The organism is Gemmiger sp. (assembly GCF_057431175.1).
Window position 1 is genome coordinate 1 of the sequence record NZ_DBMDDV010000020.1, and the last position, 21,677, is coordinate 21,677.

At 58.7% G+C, this 21,677-nt stretch carries 19 protein-coding genes; 8 read left to right on the forward strand and 11 right to left on the reverse strand.

Translation table 11 applies throughout. The features are described 5' to 3' along the window. The first annotated feature begins 323 nt into the window (after positions 1 to 323). The 3 genes from ACZO0A_RS08295 (at position 324) to ACZO0A_RS08305 (ending at position 1,548) form a co-directional block, all read left to right on the forward strand. Positions 324 to 524, forward strand: a complete 201-nt coding sequence (locus ACZO0A_RS08295) for a hypothetical protein (protein ID WP_215692959.1) — start codon at positions 324 to 326, stop codon at positions 522 to 524. A gap of 65 nt (positions 525 to 589) precedes the next feature. Beyond that, positions 590 to 1,000, forward strand: a complete 411-nt coding sequence (locus tag ACZO0A_RS08300; protein ID WP_291231612.1) for a peptide deformylase — start codon at positions 590 to 592, stop codon at positions 998 to 1,000. Between the two features lie 299 nt (positions 1,001 to 1,299). Then, the gene (locus tag ACZO0A_RS08305) at positions 1,300 to 1,548 is read left to right on the forward strand and encodes an AbrB/MazE/SpoVT family DNA-binding domain-containing protein (RefSeq protein WP_215692963.1); all 249 of its coding nucleotides are present in this window, start codon (positions 1,300 to 1,302) and stop codon (positions 1,546 to 1,548) included. Between the two features lie 117 nt (positions 1,549 to 1,665). Here the strand turns inward: ACZO0A_RS08305 and ACZO0A_RS08310 are convergent, their stop codons facing one another. Then, positions 1,666 to 2,364, reverse strand: coding sequence for a helix-turn-helix domain-containing protein (locus ACZO0A_RS08310; protein ID WP_215692965.1), 699 nt, complete (start codon positions 2,362 to 2,364; stop codon positions 1,666 to 1,668). 339 nt (positions 2,365 to 2,703) lie between these two features. On the opposite strand from ACZO0A_RS08310, the gene ACZO0A_RS08315 reads away from it, so the two are divergent. Continuing rightward, positions 2,704 to 3,339, forward strand: a complete 636-nt coding sequence (locus ACZO0A_RS08315) for a histidine phosphatase family protein (RefSeq protein ID WP_291209249.1) — start codon at positions 2,704 to 2,706, stop codon at positions 3,337 to 3,339. A gap of 152 nt (positions 3,340 to 3,491) precedes the next feature. Here ACZO0A_RS08315 and ACZO0A_RS08320 read toward each other — a convergent pair whose 3' ends face one another. From ACZO0A_RS08320 to ACZO0A_RS08345, 6 genes are all read right to left on the reverse strand, one after another. Continuing rightward, positions 3,492 to 4,931, reverse strand: a complete 1,440-nt coding sequence (locus ACZO0A_RS08320; RefSeq protein WP_302376549.1) for a DUF3048 C-terminal domain-containing protein — start codon at positions 4,929 to 4,931, stop codon at positions 3,492 to 3,494. Positions 4,932 to 4,999: 68 nt separating this feature from the next. Then, on the reverse strand, positions 5,000 to 6,493 hold the full coding sequence (locus tag ACZO0A_RS08325) for a DUF3048 domain-containing protein (protein ID WP_302376548.1): 1,494 nt from the start codon (positions 6,491 to 6,493) through the stop codon (positions 5,000 to 5,002). Between the two features lie 116 nt (positions 6,494 to 6,609). Continuing rightward, positions 6,610 to 7,791 carry an alginate O-acetyltransferase AlgX-related protein gene (locus ACZO0A_RS08330; RefSeq protein ID WP_302376546.1) on the reverse strand — a complete coding sequence of 394 codons (1,182 nt, stop codon included), beginning with the start codon at positions 7,789 to 7,791 and terminating at the stop codon, positions 6,610 to 6,612. Between the two features lie 15 nt (positions 7,792 to 7,806). Continuing rightward, positions 7,807 to 8,556: an MBOAT family O-acyltransferase gene (locus ACZO0A_RS08335; RefSeq protein ID WP_486846211.1), complete on the reverse strand. Its 750-nt coding sequence runs from the start codon at positions 8,554 to 8,556 to the stop codon at positions 7,807 to 7,809. Next, the gene (locus ACZO0A_RS08340) at positions 8,450 to 9,223 is read right to left on the reverse strand and encodes an MBOAT family O-acyltransferase (protein ID WP_486846208.1); all 774 of its coding nucleotides are present in this window, start codon (positions 9,221 to 9,223) and stop codon (positions 8,450 to 8,452) included. Before ACZO0A_RS08340 ends, ACZO0A_RS08335 begins: the two co-directional genes overlap by 107 nt. A gap of 31 nt (positions 9,224 to 9,254) precedes the next feature. Beyond that, a complete protein-coding gene (locus ACZO0A_RS08345) occupies positions 9,255 to 9,740 on the reverse strand; it encodes a CYTH domain-containing protein (RefSeq protein WP_302376543.1) in 486 nt (161 codons plus the stop codon). A 414-nt stretch (positions 9,741 to 10,154) separates the two neighbouring features. On the opposite strand from ACZO0A_RS08345, the gene ACZO0A_RS08350 reads away from it, so the two are divergent. The 3 genes from ACZO0A_RS08350 to ACZO0A_RS08360 all read left to right on the forward strand — a co-directional run bounded on the left by ACZO0A_RS08350 (position 10,155) and on the right by ACZO0A_RS08360 (position 14,440). Next, the gene (locus ACZO0A_RS08350) at positions 10,155 to 12,245 is read left to right on the forward strand and encodes a glutamine synthetase III family protein (RefSeq protein WP_291209258.1); all 2,091 of its coding nucleotides are present in this window, start codon (positions 10,155 to 10,157) and stop codon (positions 12,243 to 12,245) included. 234 nt (positions 12,246 to 12,479) lie between these two features. Beyond that, positions 12,480 to 13,790, forward strand: a complete 1,311-nt coding sequence (locus ACZO0A_RS08355; RefSeq protein ID WP_215692976.1) for a glutamine synthetase family protein — start codon at positions 12,480 to 12,482, stop codon at positions 13,788 to 13,790. A 77-nt stretch (positions 13,791 to 13,867) separates the two neighbouring features. After that, a complete protein-coding gene (locus ACZO0A_RS08360) occupies positions 13,868 to 14,440 on the forward strand; it encodes an ANTAR domain-containing response regulator (RefSeq protein ID WP_215692978.1) in 573 nt (190 codons plus the stop codon). Between the two features lie 245 nt (positions 14,441 to 14,685). Here the strand turns inward: ACZO0A_RS08360 and ACZO0A_RS08365 are convergent, their stop codons facing one another. Together ACZO0A_RS08365 and ACZO0A_RS08370 are read right to left on the reverse strand one after the other, a co-directional pair. After that, entirely contained in the window at positions 14,686 to 16,032 is a 1,347-nt protein-coding gene (locus tag ACZO0A_RS08365) for an MATE family efflux transporter (protein ID WP_215692980.1), read from the reverse strand. 99 nt (positions 16,033 to 16,131) lie between these two features. Continuing rightward, positions 16,132 to 16,590, reverse strand: a complete 459-nt coding sequence (locus ACZO0A_RS08370) for a MarR family winged helix-turn-helix transcriptional regulator (RefSeq protein WP_215692982.1) — start codon at positions 16,588 to 16,590, stop codon at positions 16,132 to 16,134. A gap of 159 nt (positions 16,591 to 16,749) precedes the next feature. Here ACZO0A_RS08370 and ACZO0A_RS08375 point away from each other — a divergent pair, with 159 nt between their 5' ends. After that, positions 16,750 to 17,739 (forward strand): aldo/keto reductase, encoded by a 990-nt coding sequence (locus tag ACZO0A_RS08375; protein WP_215692984.1) that lies wholly within the window; start codon positions 16,750 to 16,752, stop codon positions 17,737 to 17,739. A 537-nt stretch (positions 17,740 to 18,276) separates the two neighbouring features. On the opposite strand, the gene pflA is transcribed toward ACZO0A_RS08375, so the two are convergent. Continuing rightward, positions 18,277 to 19,038: a pyruvate formate-lyase-activating protein gene (gene pflA, locus ACZO0A_RS08380; RefSeq protein WP_215692986.1), complete on the reverse strand. Its 762-nt coding sequence runs from the start codon at positions 19,036 to 19,038 to the stop codon at positions 18,277 to 18,279. Positions 19,039 to 19,346: 308 nt separating this feature from the next. Then, positions 19,347 to 21,599 carry a formate C-acetyltransferase gene (pflB, locus tag ACZO0A_RS08385; protein WP_302376538.1) on the reverse strand — a complete coding sequence of 751 codons (2,253 nt, stop codon included), beginning with the start codon at positions 21,597 to 21,599 and terminating at the stop codon, positions 19,347 to 19,349. Positions 21,600 to 21,677: the final 78 nt, after the last annotated feature.

Sequence of the window (21,677 nt, forward strand, 5' to 3'; positions counted from 1 at the left end):
GGGTTTCCAAACCCACGTTCAAGGTTCCACAAGTTTCAGTTTTGTTCAATTTTCAAGGTCCTGCTGTGCTGTCGCGTCTCCGTGACAGCTTGTATATTATAGCCTGTCCAACCAAAAATGTCAATAGGGTTTTTAAAAGTTTTTTGATTTTTTTGAAGGCTGTGTGGTCACGCACAATTCTTTACAAAGCACTTACATATTTCCCCTTGATGCGACAAAGCTTATGGTGTATACTATAAGCATAAGAGCGGTTCTTTCCTACTATATCTTGTACCAGTTATTCCCATTCTGTTGCCTGATCTGCCGAAAGGAGCGTGTTCTCTATGCTGCCTTGCCAAAAAGGCTGTCATGCCTATTGCCCCGGTTGCCATAAGTCCTGCCCGCATTTCCGCGCGATGCAGGAGGCCCAGCGCCGCGACCTGGCCCGCAAAAAGGAGTACTTACGCCGCGCTGATGAATCCTGCCGCACCGTGCTGCACCAATGCCGCGCGGCGGGCGGGTATCTGGGGCCGCTGCCCTATTGAGCTTTACAACGTACTCTGCCTGCGGTATACTACTATAAAATAGTACACGCAGGAGGTTTTCCCCCATGGTTCGACCGCTTATGACCGATACCGTTTTCCTGGCGCAGAAGGCCCAGCCCGCTGACGCCGGGGATGTTGCTGTTGCCGATGACCTGCTCGACACGCTGAAAGCCCACGAGGACGGCTGTGTCGGCATGGCCGCCAACATGATTGGCGTGAACAAAGCCATCATCGTGTTCGACAACGACGGCACCCCCCTTGAAATGTTCAACCCGGTCATCCTCTACCGCAAGGGGCTGTACCTGGCCGAGGAAGGCTGTCTGTCCCTGCAAGGGCTGCGCAAGACCAAGCGCCACCGCACCATCAAAGTGCAGTGGCAGGACCGCACCATGCAGACCCACGTAAAGAATTTTACCGGCTGGACGGCGCAAATCATCCAGCACGAGGTCGACCACTGCAACGGCATTCTTATATAATGAGGTAAGGCGATGCGCTTTTTGGAGCGCATCGCCTTTTGTTATCTCCTATCTAATTTAACAAATATTCTGTCTGTGTCAAATTTGTTACAAAACGTATTGACTGCGCAACAAACGCTATTGCCTATTCGTGTGGATAACAAAAATTCACGAAATATCCTCATTTTTGTTTTCTTCCAAATATTGACAATGTTTCCAATAGCTCGTATAATAGAGACAACAAGTCCGACTGTACGACAGGAACGGACACCGTTTTTCGGCATTTGTTATGTCGAAACGTAAAATAGGAGGTTAGAAAGATGATTTCTACCGGCATCGTCCGCAGTATTGACAACCTGGGGCGCGTGGTATTACCCAAGGAGCTGCGCAACACCTACAGCATCACGCCCGACACCCCGCTGGAGATTTTCACCGATGGGGAATCCATTGTGCTGCGCAAGTACCGTGCCCAAGGCGCCTGTGTATTCTGCGGCGAGATTTCGCCCGACGCAGTTTTGCTGCACGGGAAGTATATTTGCCCGGCCTGCCGCAAGGCACTGGGGAAATAAGGCATCGATAAAAAGTAAAGCAGGGCATCCGCGTTGGATGCTCTGCTTATTTTTTGTGTCCGTTTTGTTGGCGGGCGAGCCATGTTCGCCCCCTACATTTTCTATGGGGCAACGGCTTCATTCTCCCTTTTTCAGCCCGCGCATAGATTCCTCGGCGTTTTTGACGAGGTTGAACAGGCTGGTGGCGTGGCGCGGGTAGTCCCGGGCCAGCTGGTCGGTGCTCAGGGCCAGGGTGGCGGGTTCCAGGCTGTCCTTCGTGCCGTCCTCGCCGGTCAGGGTGGCCGCCAGGTCGCCCTCGGCCATGTGCATGGCGGCGTCGGCGCTGCTGTTCCAGCGGGCCGAGCCGACGCGGAACATACCGCTGATATTTTTCGGCGATGCCTCGTACATCTGGCGGAACATCTTGTAGACAGCCAGCATCAGGTAGTTGCTGACGCCCACGACCAGCTGCTTGTCCTTGCTCTCCTGCAGTTTATCGTAGAGGATATCCAACGAATTTTCGATCAATTTTTTGTACATTGTGGGCAGGACACTGCCTCGGTAGACGCTGCCGCCGGTGGCGGTGTTGCCCTCGGGCAGGTCGTCCACGTTGATGGTCTGGCCGCTGCGCTCGGCACTGCGGCCCAGCAGGTAGTCACAGCTGACGTCGTAGTAGTCCGCCACCTGCACCACGAAGGCCAGGCCGCACTCGCGGATGCCCTTTTCGTAATGGGAAAGCTGAGCCTGGCTGATGCCAAGGTCCTGCGCCGCCTGCTTTTGGGTGATGCCGCGCTCTTTGCGCAGCAGCGTGATGATCCGATTAAATTCGATCCCCATGATCTATCCTGTTCCGGGGCATTGCCGACTTGCGCCGAGCCGCAGTATGCCCCTGCTATGTTTTCTACACGCTGTATATTATAGCGGGTGGAAAACGCTTTGTAAACCCGAAAATTCGACAGATTTTCCGCTGAAAAAGCCGTCAAAGCGCCGAAGTGCAGGACTTTTCCCACATCTAGTCATTATACAGCGAGTACAGCTATAAATATTGTGGGCAAATTTTGGCAGTTGGGCGCAGCCGGCGCGGGCTGTAACCAAATTGTAACAATTTATGGTTGCGCAGGACACGATTTTAGGGTATGCTGATAGGTAGACATTTACGAAAGTGAGAGCTGCATAGTGAAATATTACAAACTGCATTTGATCCGCCACGGCCTGACGGCGGGCAATTTACAGGGGCTGTACATTGGCAGCGGCAGTGACCTGCCGCTGTGCGATGAGGGCCGCGCCCAGCTGAAAACGCTGGTGAAGGATTTTGATTACCCCCAGGTGCCGCTGGTGTTCACCAGCCCGATGAAGCGCGCCACCGAGACGGCGGATATTTTGTTCCCGGGCGTGCGGCAGATCGAGCTGGACGACCTGCGCGAGATGGCCTTTGGCAAGTTTGAGGGCCGCGCCGTGCAGGAGTTGGTAAAGGACCCGGAGTTTGCCCAGTGGATGGACCCGACGAGCCGCACGGTGCCTGAAGGTGCCGAGGACCGGCAGATGTTTTTCAACCGCACGTCCTCGATGCTGATGAAGATGTTTGAGTACATGCTGCGCACCCATACCGAGGAGGCCGCCTGCGTGACCCACGGCGGCGTTATCATGAATATGCTGTCCCAGCACGCGCTGCCTTTCCGCAAGCCGGAGGAGTGGATGACCGACCCGGGCGCGGGGTACAGTGTGCGGCTGGACGCCGAAATGTGGATGCGTGATCATCTGGCCGAGGCGTACGATGTCGTGCCCCACGGGTATCTGGACGGGATGGAATAATGCGGGGTTTTGTTCCTTCTTTACAAAGAAGGAAGCAGAAATCCCAAACAAAAATGCACCTGCTTATGGTAAGCAGGTGCTTTTTTATTGCAGGGGGCGGCGTCCTCGACGCCCCGCGGGCGGATGCAGGCGTCCGCCCCTGCAAGTCGTTTTTATTCTGCCGGGTTCTCGGACTCGGATTCTGCCGGTTGTTCTTCCTCGGGGGCCGGGGTTTCCTCCGGCGCGGCGGCGTCGAGGATAGCCTGATTGTCAGCGATGGTCTGATTCAGCTCGTCGATTTTGGCCTGAACAGCGTCGCGGGCAGCCAACAGGTCGGCATTCTCACTGTCGGCATCACAGGCAGCCTGAGCCTCCTGCAATTCGTCCAGCGCGTCGGCCAGATCAGCCTTGGCCTGATCCACGGCAGCCTGTGCGTCGATGATCCGCTGTGCCGCGCTCAGTTCTTCCTCGGCGGCTGCGGCGGCCTCATCGGAGACACCGCTTTCCAGCAGAATGGGCTTTTCCGGCAGAGTCTGCTCGCTGCCGTCGGCGGCGGTCAGGGTCAGGCCCTGACCGTAGTAGCCGCCCCAGATAGCGATAAAGCTCTTGCCGGGGGCCACAGTCAGCGGCGCACCGTCGGCATCCGTCAGAGCGAACGGCCCGGTGGCATCCTCTTTCGTCCAGTTGATCTGCTCCCACGCGCCGCCCTGCAAGTACAGGCCGGTGCCGCCGGTCATATCGTACTGGCGGGTGTAGCCATCGTCCTTGATGCCGCTGGACGCGTAGAGCACGAACACGTTGGTAAAGCCCACCTGTTGGCCGTTGTCGGCGTCGGTCATCGGGCTGCCGTCTGCGTTCAGCTTCTCATACAGGCCGGTGCCGGTGTTGTAGTTCAGCTGTTCGCTGTCGGTCTTGGAGAAGGTAACGGTCAGGTTCATGCCGTTGCGGTTCTCGGGGTTGACTTCGGGCCGGGTGCCAAAGCGGAACAGCGGCGTGTTGTCGCCCTCAGCCGATGCGCCGTAGTTCGTCAGGCCGGTGCGGATCAACTCACCGGTGGTATACCAGCAGTTTTCCTCGCGGTAGCCTGCGTCCTGGCGGCCCTGGTCAAAGGCGAAGGCTGCCTTGCCGATGTGGTAGCCATCCAGGTCCTGATAGCCCAGCGTGTTCAGCAGGTTGGAGGCGTAAATGTTCTTGTCGATGGACACCGGCACAGCGTTCAGCGGCAGGGCCACCTGCAAAAACAGGTCGCGCCCCGCCCCGACCGGGCCGACTTTGCTGATGCTGTCCACATCGGCAAAGATAGCGGTCAGTCCTGCGGTGCTGCCCTCGGTCACGCCCTCGACCAGCACGTCCGCGGAGGCAACGCCCCACTGAGGCTGTGCGCCGTCCAGCGTGCGCAGCGTCACGGCCACCGGGCGCTTGCCGGTGTAGTCGCCGTCGTCCAAGCCGGTCAGCGGGTTGGTGCTGGGAGCCGGGGCGGGTTCCGCCGTGGCTTCGGGGGCGGCGGTGGCCGCCTGTTCAGGCGTGGCAGGCACAGCCGTCTGGCTGCAGCCGCCCAGCAACAGTGCGGCCAGCAAAGCCGCCGCGCCGCCCAATGCCTGCAATTTTCTCATACAAAACCTCTTTCACAAAAACAACGCGGCCCGCCGCCGGGCGAGCCACGTTGTCGGGTTAGACCTGTTTAGCCTACGTTGTTTTCCTCTGCGGGGGCCTCGGTGTTCTCCACGGGGGTTTCCTCAGCCGGGGCCTCTTCGGCGGGTGCCTCTTCCACAGGGGCTTCCTCCTGGGCAGGGGTCTCGTTCGCGGTGGTCTCCTGGGCGGGTGCCTCGGTGACGGTCTCAGCCTCGCCGCTGCCGGTGGCGGCTGCGGTCAGGTCGTCGGTGGAAGAGCCCAGCGTCTCACCAGCCTTGGCGTCGTCCTCGACGTAGCTGTGCTCGTAAGTGACGGTGGTAGCGCTGGACAGGTCCACACCGTCCAGGCTGCTGTGGACAAAGTTCTCGGCAAAGTCAACGTCGGTCACGGCCACATAGCTCTTGCCGGTGTTGATCTCCAGCGGGGTATCGCTGCAGGTGCCGTCCTCGTTCAGGTAGTACAGGCGCAGAGCCTCCAGCGGGGTGCCCTTCTGCCAGTAGATCTTCTCGCACTTGCCGCCGTAGCAGTAGTAGCCAACGCCGCCCCAGGCGTACTCAGCGTACTGCAGGTCCGTTTTCTCATGGCCGGGGTAGGTGTGGATATCGGTGTAGAGCACGATGACATTGGGGAAGGTCAGCACCTGGTTGTCGGCGGCCTCATCCACGGTATCGCGCCACTGGCCGTCCGAGTAGTTCTGCTGCATCTTGTACTGGTTCGTGGCCTCGTCATAGATGAAGCGGGTCTTGTAGGACTGGCTGTGGACGATCTCGACATACTGGCCGTCAGAGACAACAGGGCCGTACTTATCGCTGTAGGCACTGTCGATGCTGCTGGACAGGTCGCGGGTGGTGCCGAGGCGGTAGTCCACAAAGTTGAAGAAGGTGGAATTGTAGGTGCGGTTCATATCCACGTTCTGGCTGGTGATATAATTCGCGATGTTGTCGGAGTTCGTGTACATCGTGTGCTCCAGCGCCAGCGTGCCGGCGTTGTAGCTCTTGCCGGCCCAGTTCACGCGGCCATAGTCGCGGTAGCCGTTGGCACCGTCGTTGTTGTTCAGCTTGCCGTAATCGTAGTCGATGCCGTACTGCTGCATGACGACGGACTGGCCTTCATGGATATACAGTGCCTGCCAGGGCAGGATGAGGCGGAAGAACTGGTCACGGCCGGAACGGACCGGGCCAATTTCGCCGATGGTCTTATAATCGGTAAAGACCGGCATAAAGCGGGTGATGCCGCCCTCGACCTTGATTTCAAACAGGATGTCGGCTTTGGACAGGCCGCGCTGGGGGCGGGCCGCCACGATGTTGTTGACCATGACCGCCGTGATGCGCTGGCCTTCGGGGTAATCGGCCCCCTTCGGCTCGCCGGTCAGGACGTTGGCCTCATAGGGGGGCAGTTCGGTGGGCGCGGGGGTCGCCTCGACCTGGGCAGGGGTGCTGCCCGGGTTGGTGGCTGCAGAGGAGGTATCGTCGCTCTTTTTGCAGGCTGCCAGCAGCACAGTCAGGGAGAGCAGCGTCGCGATCACAAGCAGAAGACGTTTCATTCCATAGCTCCTTTTCGGGTTTCCGTATCGGTTTAGTAGTTATTTCTTATTGTATCCGTTTTGGGGGCGTTTGTAAAGGTAGGCGGGGAGATTTTACAAAAAACAGTTTTTTCCTATCAAAGTGTAAACTCGTAAAGGTCCGGGCTGTTCAACCGTGTTGCGTGATGGACGAAGAGCACCACATCCGGCTGGTATTCATCCAACAGCTGCTGCGTCAAGGTCGTCTTTGCACTATACGCATCCAGGCATTTCACATTCTGAAAGGTCAACACAAAGAACGGCGCGAGTGCCTTTGTCATGGAGTCACCGACGATCAGTATTTTCTTATCACACGGTGTCCCCTGATTGGAGAAAGTGTCAAACGCTTTGTTGAAGAAATAGTCATACAAGACCACTTTTCTGAACTTTTCCGGGTTCGCTTCCAGTTCCTGCTTGCGGGTCAGTACATCCGTAAAGCTCCCTGTTTCGCCGGTCGTCACATTCACGATATCTGTGTCGTAGTCCGGTTCTATCAGGTCAAAGTCTTCTGCCCCGGAGAAGGCAATTCCCGTTCGCTGCCCATAACCGCCAAACTCTACATCTTTATACGTTGTAATGTTGTAGCTGTCCAGGTCCGTCAGCGCTGCGGGAATCTCAACATCCAGCATATCCTCCATACGTGCCACGATCTGCTTGTAGGCCCAAAACGCTCCCACCATATTCCAGTGATGATCCGTCTTGAACTCCAATGCATAGTACCCGCCGGGATACGCCTCGAACGCAGGCCGCAGATCCAGTGAGGACACGCCCTGCTCATCCAGAGCCGCATAGAGTTTGTCCATTCCTTCGTTCAGGTATTCTACCTCTCCCGTCGGCAATTCCGGGTCAGTTGGTGAAACTTTGGACGGTGTCATTACGTAGAGCATCGGGATGTTCTGCGCCGCCAGCTTATCTTGCAGGGCTTTCATCGCATCCGCACTATATTGGATGTCCTCATCCTTCGGGCGGTCACTATCCAGGATCAGACAGCCATTGTTCAGTTTGACGACCTCGTTCATCCGCCGCTGCCCCAGCAGCCGCCGCACCCCGCCGTTCAGGTTTAAAAACATATCTTTGCCTAGAATCGACGCGGAAAAGTCTGCTTCCAGGGCGTTCTCAGTACCGGTGGCTTGGTTGTTGATGGCTGTCTTTGTCACGTAGGAATGCAGCAGCGTCAGGCAGCTGGCAAGGGATATGATGCCGATGGCCGCAAAGAACAGTACCGTGAGCAGGTGGTCTTGTATGTACTGCACAAGGTGGTGCTTCTGTATTACCTTCATGGACTTACTTCCTTACTAAAAGTTGAAATAGATGAATGGGTTGTGGGCCCCCAGCACCACAAAGGACACTGCCCATGCAAAGACCGCTATCTGCCCCAGGGGCAGCAGCACCTTTTGCCAGGCAGTTCCGGCGCGCCCTAAGCACAGCCGCTGGCCGCACACCTTGGTAATAGGGGTGGAGAACATGACCCCCAACAGCAAAAACACACCATATTCCCGAAAAGAACCTGTCACGGCGGCGCTCCATAACGGCAGGCCGCGCAGACCCAGCATCCCGAAGATATACTGCTTTGCGTCCGCAATACTCAGTGAGTTGAACAGCACCCAGCCGAAGTTGACGATGAGCAGCGTTACTACACGCCACCCCATCGCCGTCGCGCCGTTCAGCCGCTGCGGCTTGACAAGGAACTTTTCCACCAGCTGCATGACAAAGTACATCATGCCCCAAGCCAGGAAAGTGTAATTTGCACCGTGCCATAGGCCGGTCAAAAACCACACAACGAACAAATTAAAGATATGCCGCGCAGGTGTCACGCGGGAACCGCCCAGCGGGAAGTAGACGTAATCGCGGAACCACTGGCTCAGCGAGATATGCCAGCGGTGCCAAAAGTCCGTGACAGACTTTGCCATGTAGGGATAATTGAAGTTTTCCTCAAACTCAAAGCCGAACATCTTGCCCAGGCCGATTGCCATATCGGAATAGCCGCAGAAATCGAAGAAAATTTGCAGCGTGTAGGCCAGCGAGCCGACCCACAGCAGCGCCACGGATTTTTCCCCGTGTACGTCGAAAGCTGCCTCTGCCACAAGGGCGACATTGTTGGCGAGCAGCACTTTTTTTGCAGAAGCCGGCGATGAACCGCTGCACACCCTGGGAGAGTTTTTCCGGCGTGACCTTGCGGTCATCGATCTGTTCAGCGATCGTGCTGTACCGCACGATGGGACCCGCGATCAGCTGCGGGAAGAACGATATGTACAGCGCCAGCGAGAAAGGGTTGCGCTGCACGCGGGTCGTACCGCGGTAGACATCCACTACGTAGGACAGCGCCTGGAACGTAAAAAACGAGATGCCGATAGGCAGCGCAATGCTGGGCAGCTGCAGGTCGATGTGCAGCGCCTTACCCACCATATGCCCAAAGAAGTTCAGATATTTAAATACAAACAAAATGCCCAGATCACACGCCAGCGCCGCCAGCAGCCAGTCCCTGCGCCAGCGTTTTGACCCATAGCCGGGCAGTTCGATGAGCATAGCAAAAGCGTAGTTCAACACGATAGACGCCAGCATGACGAATACGAATTTTGGCTCTCCGTATGCGTAGAACAAAAGGCTGGCCGCCAACAGGATACCGTTTTTCAGCCGCTGCCCTGCAAGGCAGTAGAGCAGCAGCACAATCGGCAAAAACGCGAACAAAAATATCGCGCTTGAAAAAACCATTACAATATGTCCTTTCTGGGCAGTATCTTACTTACCCCCGCGTCTTGAGCCAGTATTCTCCCATGCTGCTGCCGGGTTTACCGGTGCATTCATCGTGGAGGTAGTCGGCCAGGCCGCAGGCAGCCGGGTCCCAGGCGAGGGCCTGGGCTTCGGTTTCGTACTCGACCTCGGCATACCAGAAGGCGGTGGGCAGGTCGGGATCCACGCAGTTGACTTCCAGCGTCAGCCCGCCGGGCAGCCGATAGCCGCGGCGCTCCTTGTGGATGAGCGGCTTACCTATTAAATGTTCGAGCTTGGCGAACAGTTCGGCATTGATTTCCGTTTCGATTTCCTCCCGGCTCAAACCGCCCGCACCTTTAAAGCAGAGCACCAGCGCCGTGCGCCCGCCCTGCAAAGCCTCGCGCCGGATGCGCACCGTGGGCCGCACGCTGATGTAACCTTGATCCATATTATAAACGGAGGTCTGCTCCAGCCCTGCCGGCCAGCCCGTGACCATCCATTTGCGTTCGATTTCCATTTTTATCCTTGCCTCCCCTGTAGGGGCCGGACATGTCCGGCCCTCAACCTATCCGTTATCGCTGCAATGCCGTACAGCAGCGGGCCGGGCATGCCCGGCCCCTACGGCGCTGCGCGTAGGGGCGGATTCCATATCCGCCCGCAAAGTTCCCGCTGCCATAAGGTCCATGGGAGGGATGAATCCCTCCCCTGCTATCTTTTATCCCTTATCTGAAATTATACCACATTCCGTCCGCCGCACGCACCTCACAATCCTGCCAGTTTTCCACTGAAAATTCTGCCCTGCTTTCGTCAAATTGCCACTTGCATTTTGCGGGCTTACCCCGTATAATAGAGGCATAACAGCAAGGGCGCTGCGAATGTGTTTTCGCAGCGCCCTTTTTCTGTAAATAGAGGAAATAAAGGAGTAAGAAGTATGGCAGCAACCGTTATGGAACTTTACGGCAGCAAAGTCTTCAACGAGCATGAGATGCGCGAGCGTCTGCCTAGCTCGACCTACAAGAGTCTGAAAGCGACGATTGAAAAGGGTCAGCCGCTTGACCTTGAGGTCGCCAATGTCGTGGCCAGCGTCATGAAGCGCTGGGCCATTGAGCAGGGCGCGACCCACTACACCCACTGGTTCCAGCCCCTGACCGGCATCACCAGTGAGAAGCACGACGGCTTTGTCAGCCCCCAGCCGGACGGCACTGCCATCATGGAGTTCTCCGGCAAAGAGCTGATCAAGGGCGAGCCGGATGCTTCCTCCTTCCCCTCCGGCGGTCTGCGCGCCACCGCCGAGGCCCGCGGCTATACCGCCTGGGATCCCACCAGCTACGCTTTCGTGAAGGACGACACGCTCTGCATTCCCACAGCGTTCTGCTCCTACACCGGCGAGGCTCTGGACAAAAAGACCCCGCTGCTGCGCTCGATGCAGGCCATCTCCGACCAGGCCTGCAAGGTGCTGCATCTGTTCGGCAAGGATGTTGACCGCGTGGTCACCACCGTCGGCCCCGAGCAGGAGTACTTCCTTATTAAAAAGGAAGACTACGAGAAGCGCCTTGACCTGGTGCTCTGCGGCCGCACGCTGTTCGGCTCCGCCCCCTCCAAGGGCCAGGAGCTGGAGGAGCACTACTTCGGCACCATCCGCCCCATCGTCTCCGGCTTTATGAAGGAGCTGGACGAGGAGCTGTGGAAGCTGGGCATCCCCGCCAAGACCAAGCACAATGAGGTTGCCCCCTGTCAGCATGAGCTGGCCCCCATCTACGACACCACCAACGTCGCCATCGATCACAACCTGCTGACGATGGAGATGATGAAGAAGATCGCCGACAAGCACGGCCTGGTCTGCCTGCAGCACGAGAAGCCTTTCGAGGGCGTCAACGGCAGCGGTAAACACAACAACTGGTCCATTGGCATCAAGCACGAAAACCTGCTGGATCCCGGCGACACCCCGATGGAGAACCTGCAGTTCATGGTGTTCCTGTCCGCTGTCATCAAGGCTGTTGACGACTACGCCGACCTGCTGCGCACCTCCGTCGCCACCCCGGGCAACGACCACCGCCTGGGTGCTAACGAGGCACCCCCGGCCATCATCTCTATCTTCGTCGGTGAGGAGCTGGAAGCTGTCATTGATGCCATCTGCACCGACTCCCCCTATGCGGGCCCGATCAAGATGAAGATGGATCTGGGTGTTGACGTCCTGCCCAAGTTCAGCAAGGATACCACCGACCGCAACCGTACCTCTCCCTTCGCCTTCACCGGCAACAAGTTTGAGTTCCGTATGCCCGGCTCTGCCGAGAACCTGTCCGACGCGAACACCATCCTGAACACCGCCGTGGCCAAGAGCCTGAAGGAGTTCGTGGCCGAGACCGCCGACGCCGCCGATTTTGAGTGCGCTGCCGCCGCCTGGGTCAAGAAAACGCTGAACGCCCACCGCCGCGTCATCTTCAACGGCAACGGCTACAGCGATGCGTGGGAGCAGGAGGCTGAGCGCCGCGGCCTGCCGAACCGCAAGTGCACCCCCGATGCTATGATTGCCCTGAAGGACGACAAGAACATCGCCCTGATGGAGGAGTTCGGCGTCCTGACCAAGACCGAGATGCTGAGCCGCTACGAGGTCGAGATGGAGCATTACTCCAAGATCCTCAACATCGAGGCCCGCACGATGCTCAAGATCGCCAACAAGCAGCTGATCCCCGCCGCCACCGCTTACATGGGGGAGGTCGCATCCAGCGCTGCTGCCAAGACCGCCGCAGTCGAGGGTATCTCCACCAAGGCCGAGACGAAGGTCCTGACCCGCCTGAGCAAGTACACTGACGAAATGTCCGACGCTGCCGATACCCTGACCGAAGTCACCGACAAGGTCAGCGCCATGGACGACGAGGCCGCCAAGGCACACGCCTTCCACGACGAGGTCATTCCCGCTATGGACGCCCTGCGTGCCGCCGCCGACGAGGCCGAGAGCCTGGTCGACGAGGACTACTGGCCGCTGCCCTGCTACTCTCGTATGCTGTTCTATACGGAGTAATTTAACCGTCACCCTCATGTTGTAGGGGTCGATGCCAGGCATCGGCCCGCACCCCCGCGGGCGGATGGCAAGCATCCGCCCCTACGACCAATCGCGGTTCCTACCGCATTTTACAATCGCCATTCTCCTTTTCCTATTTCTTACACCAGCTCGGAAGGCCCGCCTCGCACAAGGTGGGCCTTTCGAGTATGTGTGGCTTCCCCCTTGGGGGAAGGCTTTTACAGGAGGTTCCCTATGAAACGCACCGCACAGGACATTCTCAATTTTGTTGAGGACAACGACGTCAAGTTTGCCAAACTGACGTTCTGCGATATCTTCGGCAACCAGAAAAATGTCTCCCTCTTCGCCAGTGAGCTGCCCCGCGCTTTTGCCGAGGGCGTCAGCTTCGACGGCTCGTCCATCGCCGGGTTCATGAACGTGGAAGAGAGCGACCTGGTGCTCTGGCCCGACCCTGACACCGCCACCGTGCTGCCCTGGCGGCCTACCGAGGGCCGCGTCATCCGTATGTACTGCGATATCACGCTGCCCAACGGCAAACCGTTCGAGGGCAACTGCCGCGGCTACCTGCAATCCGTCGTCAAGCGCGCCCGCGCCATGGGCCTGACCTGCAATGTGGGCTGCGAGTGCGAGTTCTATCTGTTTGAGACGGACGAGAACGGCAACCCCACCCGCATCCCGCTGGATATGGGCGGCTATTTTGACATTCCGCCGCTGGACAAGGGCGAGAACATCCGCCGGGAGATCTGCTTTGCCATCGAGGAAATGGGCCTGCATCCCGAGCACAGCCACCACGAGAGCGGCCACGGCCAGAACGAGGTCTGCTTCCGCTACACCACGGCGCTGAAATCCGCCGATAATCTGAATACTTTCAAGAGCACGGTCAAAGCCATTGCGGCCCGCAACGGCCTGTTTGCCAGCTTTATGCCCAAGCCCCTTGCCAACCAGCCGGGCAGCGGCCTCCACGTCAATGTCTCGCTGCTGCGGGACGGCAAGAACCTGTTTGACGGTGATTTCACCCCCGACAGCGAGGCCGGGCATTTTGTGGCGGGCATCCTTGCCCACGCACGGGAGCTGACGGCCTTCTGCAACCCGGTTCCCAACTCCTACGCGCGGCTGGGTGCCAACGAGGCCCCGCTCTACGTGAGCTGGAGCCGCCAGAACCGCAGCCAGCTGGTGCGGCTGCCCAGCGCCCACGGCGAGTTCTGCCGCGTGGAGCTGCGCGGCCCGGACCCTGCGGGCAACCCGTATCTGGTCATCGGGCTGATTCTGGCAGCCGGCCTGGACGGCATCCAGCGCAAGCTGCCCCTGCCTGAGGCCGTGAACCGCAACCTGTTCCACCCCAGCGCTGCTGCCGGTCTGGAAAGTCTGCCCCACACCCTGCGCGAGGCCATCACCGTAGCAGGCCAGAGCGAGTTTATCAGCGCCGAGCTGCCGGTCGCGCTGCAAAATAAATACTTTGAGTACCAGACCCAGCTCTGCCACGACGCCGAATCCGCTCCCGACACCGACAGCTGGGAAAGAGCGCATAGCTTCCTGATTATTTGACCCTGCGACCCACCCGGAAATTTTCCGCCGCCCGCACACGGCAGGCACAAAAATTTATCAGGAAGGGAGGGCGGCCCATGGCCAAAGCATTGATCGTTTCGGCCGGGAACAACGCCAATGAATATTTAGCGCGGCATATCGGGGAACTGGGCTACACCCGCCCCACGATCGTTGCCAGCGGCGGTGAGGCACGCCGCCGCATGGACACAAACGACTATGAGGTCATCATCATCAATACGCCCCTGCCTGACGAGTTCGGCCATGAGCTGGGCACCGACGCGGTGCAAAAGACCGACGCCGGCGTCATTCTGCTGGCCAAGACCGGCACTGCCGAGCAGATCGCCGACAAATTGCAGGATTTCGGCGTGCTGGTGCTGGGCAAGCCGTTCACGGCGATCCAGTTCCGGCAGGCCGTACAGATCGCCGCCAGCAACTACAAGCGTTTGGCCGTGCTGCGCACCGAGAACGCCAAGCTGCTGGATAAGATCGCCCAGCTGCGGCTCGTTGACCGCGCAAAGTGCTATCTGATCGAGAAAAAGGGCATGACCGAGACCGAGGCCCACCGCCTCATCGAGAAGGGCGCGATGGATACCCGCCGCAGCCGCGGCGAGGTCGCGCAGGAGATTTTGGAGGCAGAAGAGGAAGAGTAACGCCTCAAGCCTTCCCCCTTCGGGGGAAGGTGGCCGAAGGCCGGATGAGGGGCGAGTTTGCCGCTATTGAGCCGCAAAAGGGCAAAAAGGCAAGCTCGCCCCTCATCAGTCCGCTTACGCGGACAGCTTCAGTCTCCGCGCTAAGAGCCGCCTCCGGCGGTTGCGCTTCGACACGCGCCTGCGGGCGCAGTCCCGAGGGGGAAGCCTTTTGGCGTAAAAAAGAGGACGCTTTCGCGTCCTCTTTTTTACATATACCCATATTTCCGGCGTCCCCACACAATAAACCCCGCCGTACACACCAGCGCCATGGCCTCGGCGGCCACGACAGCCAGCCAGATGCCGTCCACACCGATGAGGAGCGGCAGGGTCAAAATCGACACGATCTGGAACAGCAGCGTGCGCAAAAAGCTGATGGCCGCCGACACCGCGCCGTTGTTCAGCGCCGTGAAGAACGCCGAGCCGAAAATGTTGAACCCGGACAGAATAAAGCTGATGGAATACAGCTTCATGCCGTGTATCGTCAGCGCCAGCAGGCCCGCATCGTAGCCGACAAAGATTTTTGCCAAGGGGCCTGCCAGCAGCTCACTGGAAGCCAGCATCGCCACCCCGGCCACCGCAATGATGCCCGCACTTTTGCGCAGCAGGTTTTTCAGTTCGTCCTTATTGTCCGCGCCAAAGTGGTAGCTGACGATGGGCGCACAGCCCTGCGCATAGCCGATGAACACCGCCGCGAACACAAAGCCCACATACATAAGCACGCCGTAGGCCGCAACGCCGTCCGCGCCAAACAGCTTGAGCAGCTGGATGTTATACAGCGCGCTGACCAGCGACATGGAGATGTTCGTCATCAGCTCGCTCGCGCCGTTTGTGCAGGCCTTGAACAGCTCCCGCAGACTGAACAGCGGCTTGGTGAAATATAAGCGGCAGCCGGGGCGTCGCTTGATAAAGTAGAAGATGGGGGCCACGCCGCCGACCATCTGGCTGATGACGGTAGCCGCCGCCGCGCCGGCCAGGCCCAGCCCCGCCACACCTACAAGGACGAAGTCCAGCACCATGTTGGTCGCGCCCGCCGCCACCGTGAAGAACAGGCCCAGCTTGGGCTTTTCCGCGGCAATAAAGAAGCTCTGGAACAGGTATTGCAGCATGAACGCCGTCTGGAACGTCAGCAGAATGCGGCCATACAGCAGACAGCTGGGCAGCAGCTCCGGTGTTGCGCCCAGCAGCAGGGCCACAGGCTCCAACAGCGCAAGGCCGAAAGCGCTAAACAGCACACCCAGCACGGCGGTTGCCACCACCAGCATACTGAACAGCCGGTTTGCGCGCTTCTCATCGCCGGTGCCCAGCGTCATGGCAACAAGGGCGCTGCCGCCCGTGCCGATCATAAAGCCGAGGCAGCCCAGCATCTGAAGATACGGGTAGATGAGGTTCAGCGCTGTAAACGCCGTTTTACCCGCATAGTTCGAGACAAAGAAGCCATCCACGATGGTGTAGATGGAGGTAAAGATCATCATGATAATGGGCGATGCCGTGAATTTCAGCAGCCGCCCGGTGGTAAAGTGGTCGGATAGTTGGATCCGGTTTGATTTTGACATAAATGCTCCTGTTTTTACGGTAAACACGCTTGTAGGGGCGACCATTGGTCGTCTCAACAAGCGTTTTTCGACAGCCTGCGGGCCGGGCATACCCGGCCCCTACCGCGCAATTTTTTCAAACTCCTGCCGTAAGCATTCCAGATACCGCTGGGTCAGTCGGCAGTTCTGCTCGACCTCAGCAAGACCCTGACGGGTCATGGCCTGCTGCTCGGCTGCGATGACCGGCTCCACCGTGCGCTCGGCCAGGGCACGCCCCTCGTCCGTCAGGGTCACGATCTTACCGCTGTGCGCGCCATTTCCCGGGCAAAGCTCCACCAGCCCCTTTTTCACCATGGCGGCAACGGCAGAGTTCAGCGTCTGCTTGGGCTGCCCCCACTCTGCCGCCATACGGTTCTGGGTCTGCGGCTCATGCGTAGTGCGCAGCGCATACAGCACCCAGAACGCTGCGTCCGACAGGCCGCACCGCTGCGCCACCGCGTGGTACAGGGCGTTGCACTCATTGAACTGGCGGTTCGTTATTTCAAGCAGATCATATACCTGCCGCTGTTTCTCCTGCATAGGGCGCCTCTTTTCAAAATCCGATTTCGGATTTTTATTATAATCCGAAATCAGATTTATGTCAAGCCTACAAATTTTAACGCAGTTTTTTGTACACCTTTGCCATTGTGTGTCCGTTTTTCTGCTTTTATAATAGGAGTATAAAAGGGGGTTTTTACCATGTATCAGGCATCCCAGAACCGTTACTGTGTCCTGCCCTACCGCCGCTGCGGCGATAGCGGCCTGCTGCTGCCCGCCGTCTCGCTGGGGCTGTGGCATAATTTTGGCGACACGGCACCCTACGAAAATATGCGCGCGCTCTGCCGCACGGCGTTCGACAACGGCATCACCCATTTTGACCTTGCCAACAACTACGGCCCCGAGCCGGGCGCGGCCGAGCGGAATTTCGGTAAAATTCTGCGGGACGACCTCGGCGTCTACCGCGACGAGCTGATCATCTCCACCAAAGCCGGGTTCGAGATGTGGGACGGCCCCTACGGCAACTGGGGCAGCCGCAAGTACCTGTTGGCCAGCCTTGACCAAAGCCTGCGCCGCATGGGGCTGGACTATGTGGACATTTTCTACCACCACCGTATGGATCCGAACACCCCGCTGGAAGAGACAATGGGTGCGCTGGCACAGGCCGTGCGCAGCGGCAAAGCGCTGTATGTGGGCCTGTCCAACTACGACGGCCCGACACTGGAAAAGGCAGCGGCCATTCTGGACGAGCTGCACGTGCCGTTCGTCATCAACCAGAACCGCTATTCGATTTTCGACCGCACGGTGGAAAACAATGGGCTGAAAGAGACCGCCGCGAAGCTGCACAAGGGCATCATCACCTTCAGCCCGCTGGCGCAGGGCTTGCTGACGAACCGCTACCTGGACGGCATCCCGGCCGACAGCCGCGTACACACCGACGGGCGTTTTTTGAAGGAGAAGGACATCACGCCGGAGAAAATCGCAAAGATCCGCGCGTTGAATGAGATCGCCGCCGCCCGCGGCCAGACCCTGGCCGAAATGGCGCTGGCCTGGCTGCTGGGCCACGAGGAGATCACGACCGTTTTGATCGGCGCGTCCAAGACGCAGCAGATTTTGGATAACATCAAGGCCGTGCAGAACATGAAGTTTACAACCGAAGAATTGGCGGAAATCGACAGGATCAGCAAATAGAAAACGGCTTCCCCATGGGGGGAAGCCGTTTTTGTTGTAGGGTGGCCAGTCCTCTGGCCGCCGTGGCCGTTTGCGGCGGCGGGAAGTGCCCGGGAGGGATGAATCCCTCCCCTACAATGCGAACCGCAAAAAGGGATTTGGCGCAAGCTTGCGGGCCGGGCATGCCCGGCCCCTACAGGGCCGTCTCCTTTCCTTGCCCGCGTTCGCGGGCGGGGTCATCGGAACAACCGCTGTACGCGGTTGTTTTTTATTGTTGCGCCCTCTAAGGGGGTGCACCAATAAAAAATCCCCCATCGTCCGGAGCAGAGAACGATGAGGGCAAAACGCAATAAGCAGACCGCTAAAAAGGCGCAGAGCAAAACGCCAAAACGGAGGCGCAGCCTGTTATTGGCAGGAACCGTACCGGAGAGGCAAACAGCCGGTTGACGGTTCGAGGTTGGTTATGGTTAGCAGTTCCTAACCACGAGTATACTTTACCATATGGAAGCGCTGGTGTCAAGGGTTTTTCAAAAATAATTCCCACTATTTTTGTAGAAATTAGTTTTTCGGGGCATCGGGGTAATCCTGTACGTGCAGCAGCTGCTCCGCCGCAGCGATTTCCTCCGCCGTGGGCACGCGCACGCCGTCCAGCGGATAGGGAATCCCCAAATTCTGCCACTTGAACAGCCCCAGCGTGTGGTAGGGCAGAATTTCCACCCGGCGCACGGTGGGCAGCGCCTTGATAAACGCATCCAGCTGGCGCAGGCCGTCGGCATCGTCTGTCAGGCCGGGTACCAGCACATGGCGTATCCAGAGGTCAACGCCCCTGGCCGCCACATACTGCGCCATGGCCAGGATGTTTTTGTTGCTGTGGCCGGTCAGCTTCTTGTGCTTTTCGTCGTCAATTTCTTTTAAGTCGAGAATCACAAGGTCGGTGTTTTCCAGCAGTTTATCAAAGCGAGCCATCCACTCTGCGTCGTCAGGCGCAAAGGGCTGGGCGCTGGTGTCCAGCGCGGTCTGCACCTTTTTGGCGTGGGCCAGGCGGAACACCTCGCTGACAAAATCCATCTGCAGCAGCGGCTCGCCGCCGCTGATCGTCAGGCCGCCGTTGCTGCGCCAGTAGTTGCGGTAGCGGTAGGCGGCAGTAAAGGTCTCCTGCGGGGTCTTGGCGGTATCTTTGGTAAAGGCCCATGTCTCGGGGTTATGGCAGTATTGGCAGCGCATGGCGCACCCCTGCAAGAAGATGATATACCGCACGCCGGGACCATCGACCAGGCCGAAGGTCTCAACGGAATGGATGTAGCCTAAGGTTTCGGACATAAAGTGTGCCTCCGTTTATTGGGAAAATGAATTGGTAGGGGGCGGCGTCCTCGACGCCCCGCGGCTGCCGCACACGTCCCGGGAGGGATAAATCCCTCCCCTACGCATTCCTTTTGCGGGCGCTTGTAGGGCGGCCAGCCCTCTGGCCGCCGCGGAGGGTCAAGACCCCTCCCTGCGATGCGAACCGTGAAAGGGGCAGCGCCGTAAACCTGCGGGCCGGGCATGCCCGGCCCCTACCGGGTGGTATAACACAGTATACCACAAAAAAGCCCGCAGCCGCAGCTGCGGGCCTTATTCAGCTTAGAAAATCACAGGACCTTATGGCAGGTACGCGCAATAACATCCAGCTGCTGCTCCTTGGTCAGGTCGATGAACTTGACCGCGTAGCCGGAGACACGGATGGTGAAGTTGGCGTACTCCTCCTTCTCGGGGTGCTCCATGGCGTCCAGCAGCTTCTCGGTGCCAAAGACGTTGACATTCAGATGGTGGGCACCCTGGTCAAAGTAGCCGTCCATAACCTGCACAAGGTTGGTCACGCGCTCGCCCTCGCTGTGGCCCAGGGCATCAGGGTTGATGGTCTGGGTGTTGGAGATGCCGTCCAGCGCCCAGTGGTAGGGCAGCTTGGCAACGGAGTTGAGGGACGCCAGCAGGCCGTGGGTCTCAGCGCCGTAGCTCGGGTTGCCGCCGGGGGCAAACGGAGTGTATGCCTTGCGGCCGTCGGGCATAGCGCCGGTGGCCTTGCCGTAGACGACGTTGGAGGTGATGGTCAGGATGGAGGTCGTCGGCTCAGAGTTGCGGTAGGTGTGGCGGCGCTTGATCTTTTCCAGGAAGCTGCGCAGCAGCTCGACGGCGATATCGTCGGCGCGGTCATCATCGTTGCCGTACTTCGGGAAGTCGCCCTCGATCTCGTAATCGGTGACGAGGCCCTGCTCATTGCGGATGCACTTGACCTTGGCATACTTGATGGCGGACAGAGAGTCGACCACATGGCTGAAGCCCGCAATGCCGGTCGCGAAGGTGCGGCGGACCTCGGTGTCGATCAGGGCCATCTCGGCAGCCTCATAGTAGTACTTGTCGTGCATATACTGGATGAGGTTCAGGATGTTGACGTACAGGCCAGCCAGCCAGTCCATCATGACATCGTACTTGGCCATGACCTCATTGTAGTCGAGATACTCAGCGGTGATGGGCGCGTAAGCGGGGCCGACCTGCTCGCCGAGTTTCTCATCGACGCCGCCGTTGATGGCGTACAGCAGGCACTTGGCAAGGTTCGCGCGGGCACCGAAGAACTGCATCTCCTTGCCGGTCTGGGTGGCAGAAACGCAGCAGCAGATGGAGTAGTCATCGCCCCAGACAGGCTTCATGACATCGTCGTTCTCATACTGGACACTGGAGGTGTCGATGGAGATCTTGGACGCATAATCCTTGAAGGTCTTGGGCAGGGCGCTGGAGTACAGCACCGTCATGTTCGGCTCGGGGGCGGGGCCCATGTTCTCGAGGGTGTGCAGGAAGCGGAAGTCGTTCTTGGTGACCATGGAGCGGCCATCCATGCCGATGCCGCCGACCTCGAGGGTCGCCCAGACGGGGTCGCCGCTGAACAGCTGGTTGTAGCTGGGGATGCGGGCGAACTTGACCATACGGAACTTCATGACCATGTGGTCGATCAGCTCCTGCGCCTCGGTCTCGGTCAGGGTGCCGTTGTCGAGGTCGCGCTGGATGTAGATATCCAGGAAGGTGGACACGCGGCCGACGGACATAGCCGCGCCGTTCTGGGTCTTGATGGCGGCCAGATAGCCGAAGTACAGCCACTGGACAGCCTCCTTGGCGTTGGCAGCAGGCTGGGAGATGTCGAAGCCGTAGGCGGCAGCCATCTCCTTCATGCCTTTCAGGGCAGAAATCTGCATTGCAATTTCTTCGCGCTGGCGGACGACCTCCTCGGTCATCGTGCCGTCGCCGCAGTTGGCAAAGTCGTTCTGCTTGGCCTTGATGAGGTAATCGACGCCGTACAGGGCTACGCGGCGGTAGTCGCCGACGATACGGCCGCGACCGTAGGTGTCGGGCAGACCGGTGACGATGTGGCTGTGGCGTGCCTTCTTCATCTCGGGGGTGTAGGCATCAAACACAGCCTGATTATGGGTGCGGGTGTACTTGGTGAAAATCTCGTGCAGCTTTTCGCTGGGCTGGTAGCCGTAGGTGGTGCAGGCCTGTTCCGCCATCTTGATGCCGCCGTAGGGCATGAAGGCGCGCTTTAGGGGCTTGTCGGTCTGCAGGCCGACGACCTTTTCAAGGTCCTTCAGCTCGGGGTCGATGTAGCCGGGGCCGTAAGCGGTCAGACCGGAGACGACTTCGGTCTCCATGTCCAGAACGCCGCCCTTGGCGCGCTCGGCCTTCTGCAATTTCTGCAGAGCGCCCCACAGCTTGTTGGTAGCGTCGGTCGGGCCGGCGAGGAAGCTCTCATCGCCGTCATAAGGGGTGTAGTTCTTCTGGATGAAGTCACGCGTGTTGACTTCCTCTTTCCAGATGCGGCCTTCAAAGCCTTCCCACTGTTTGAAATCTGTCATTATGCACCTCTTTTAAGTTATGGACAGCCGGGTTTTCCCACCCGGCAAAGATACTATACCAAAAAATCAGGGTTTGCG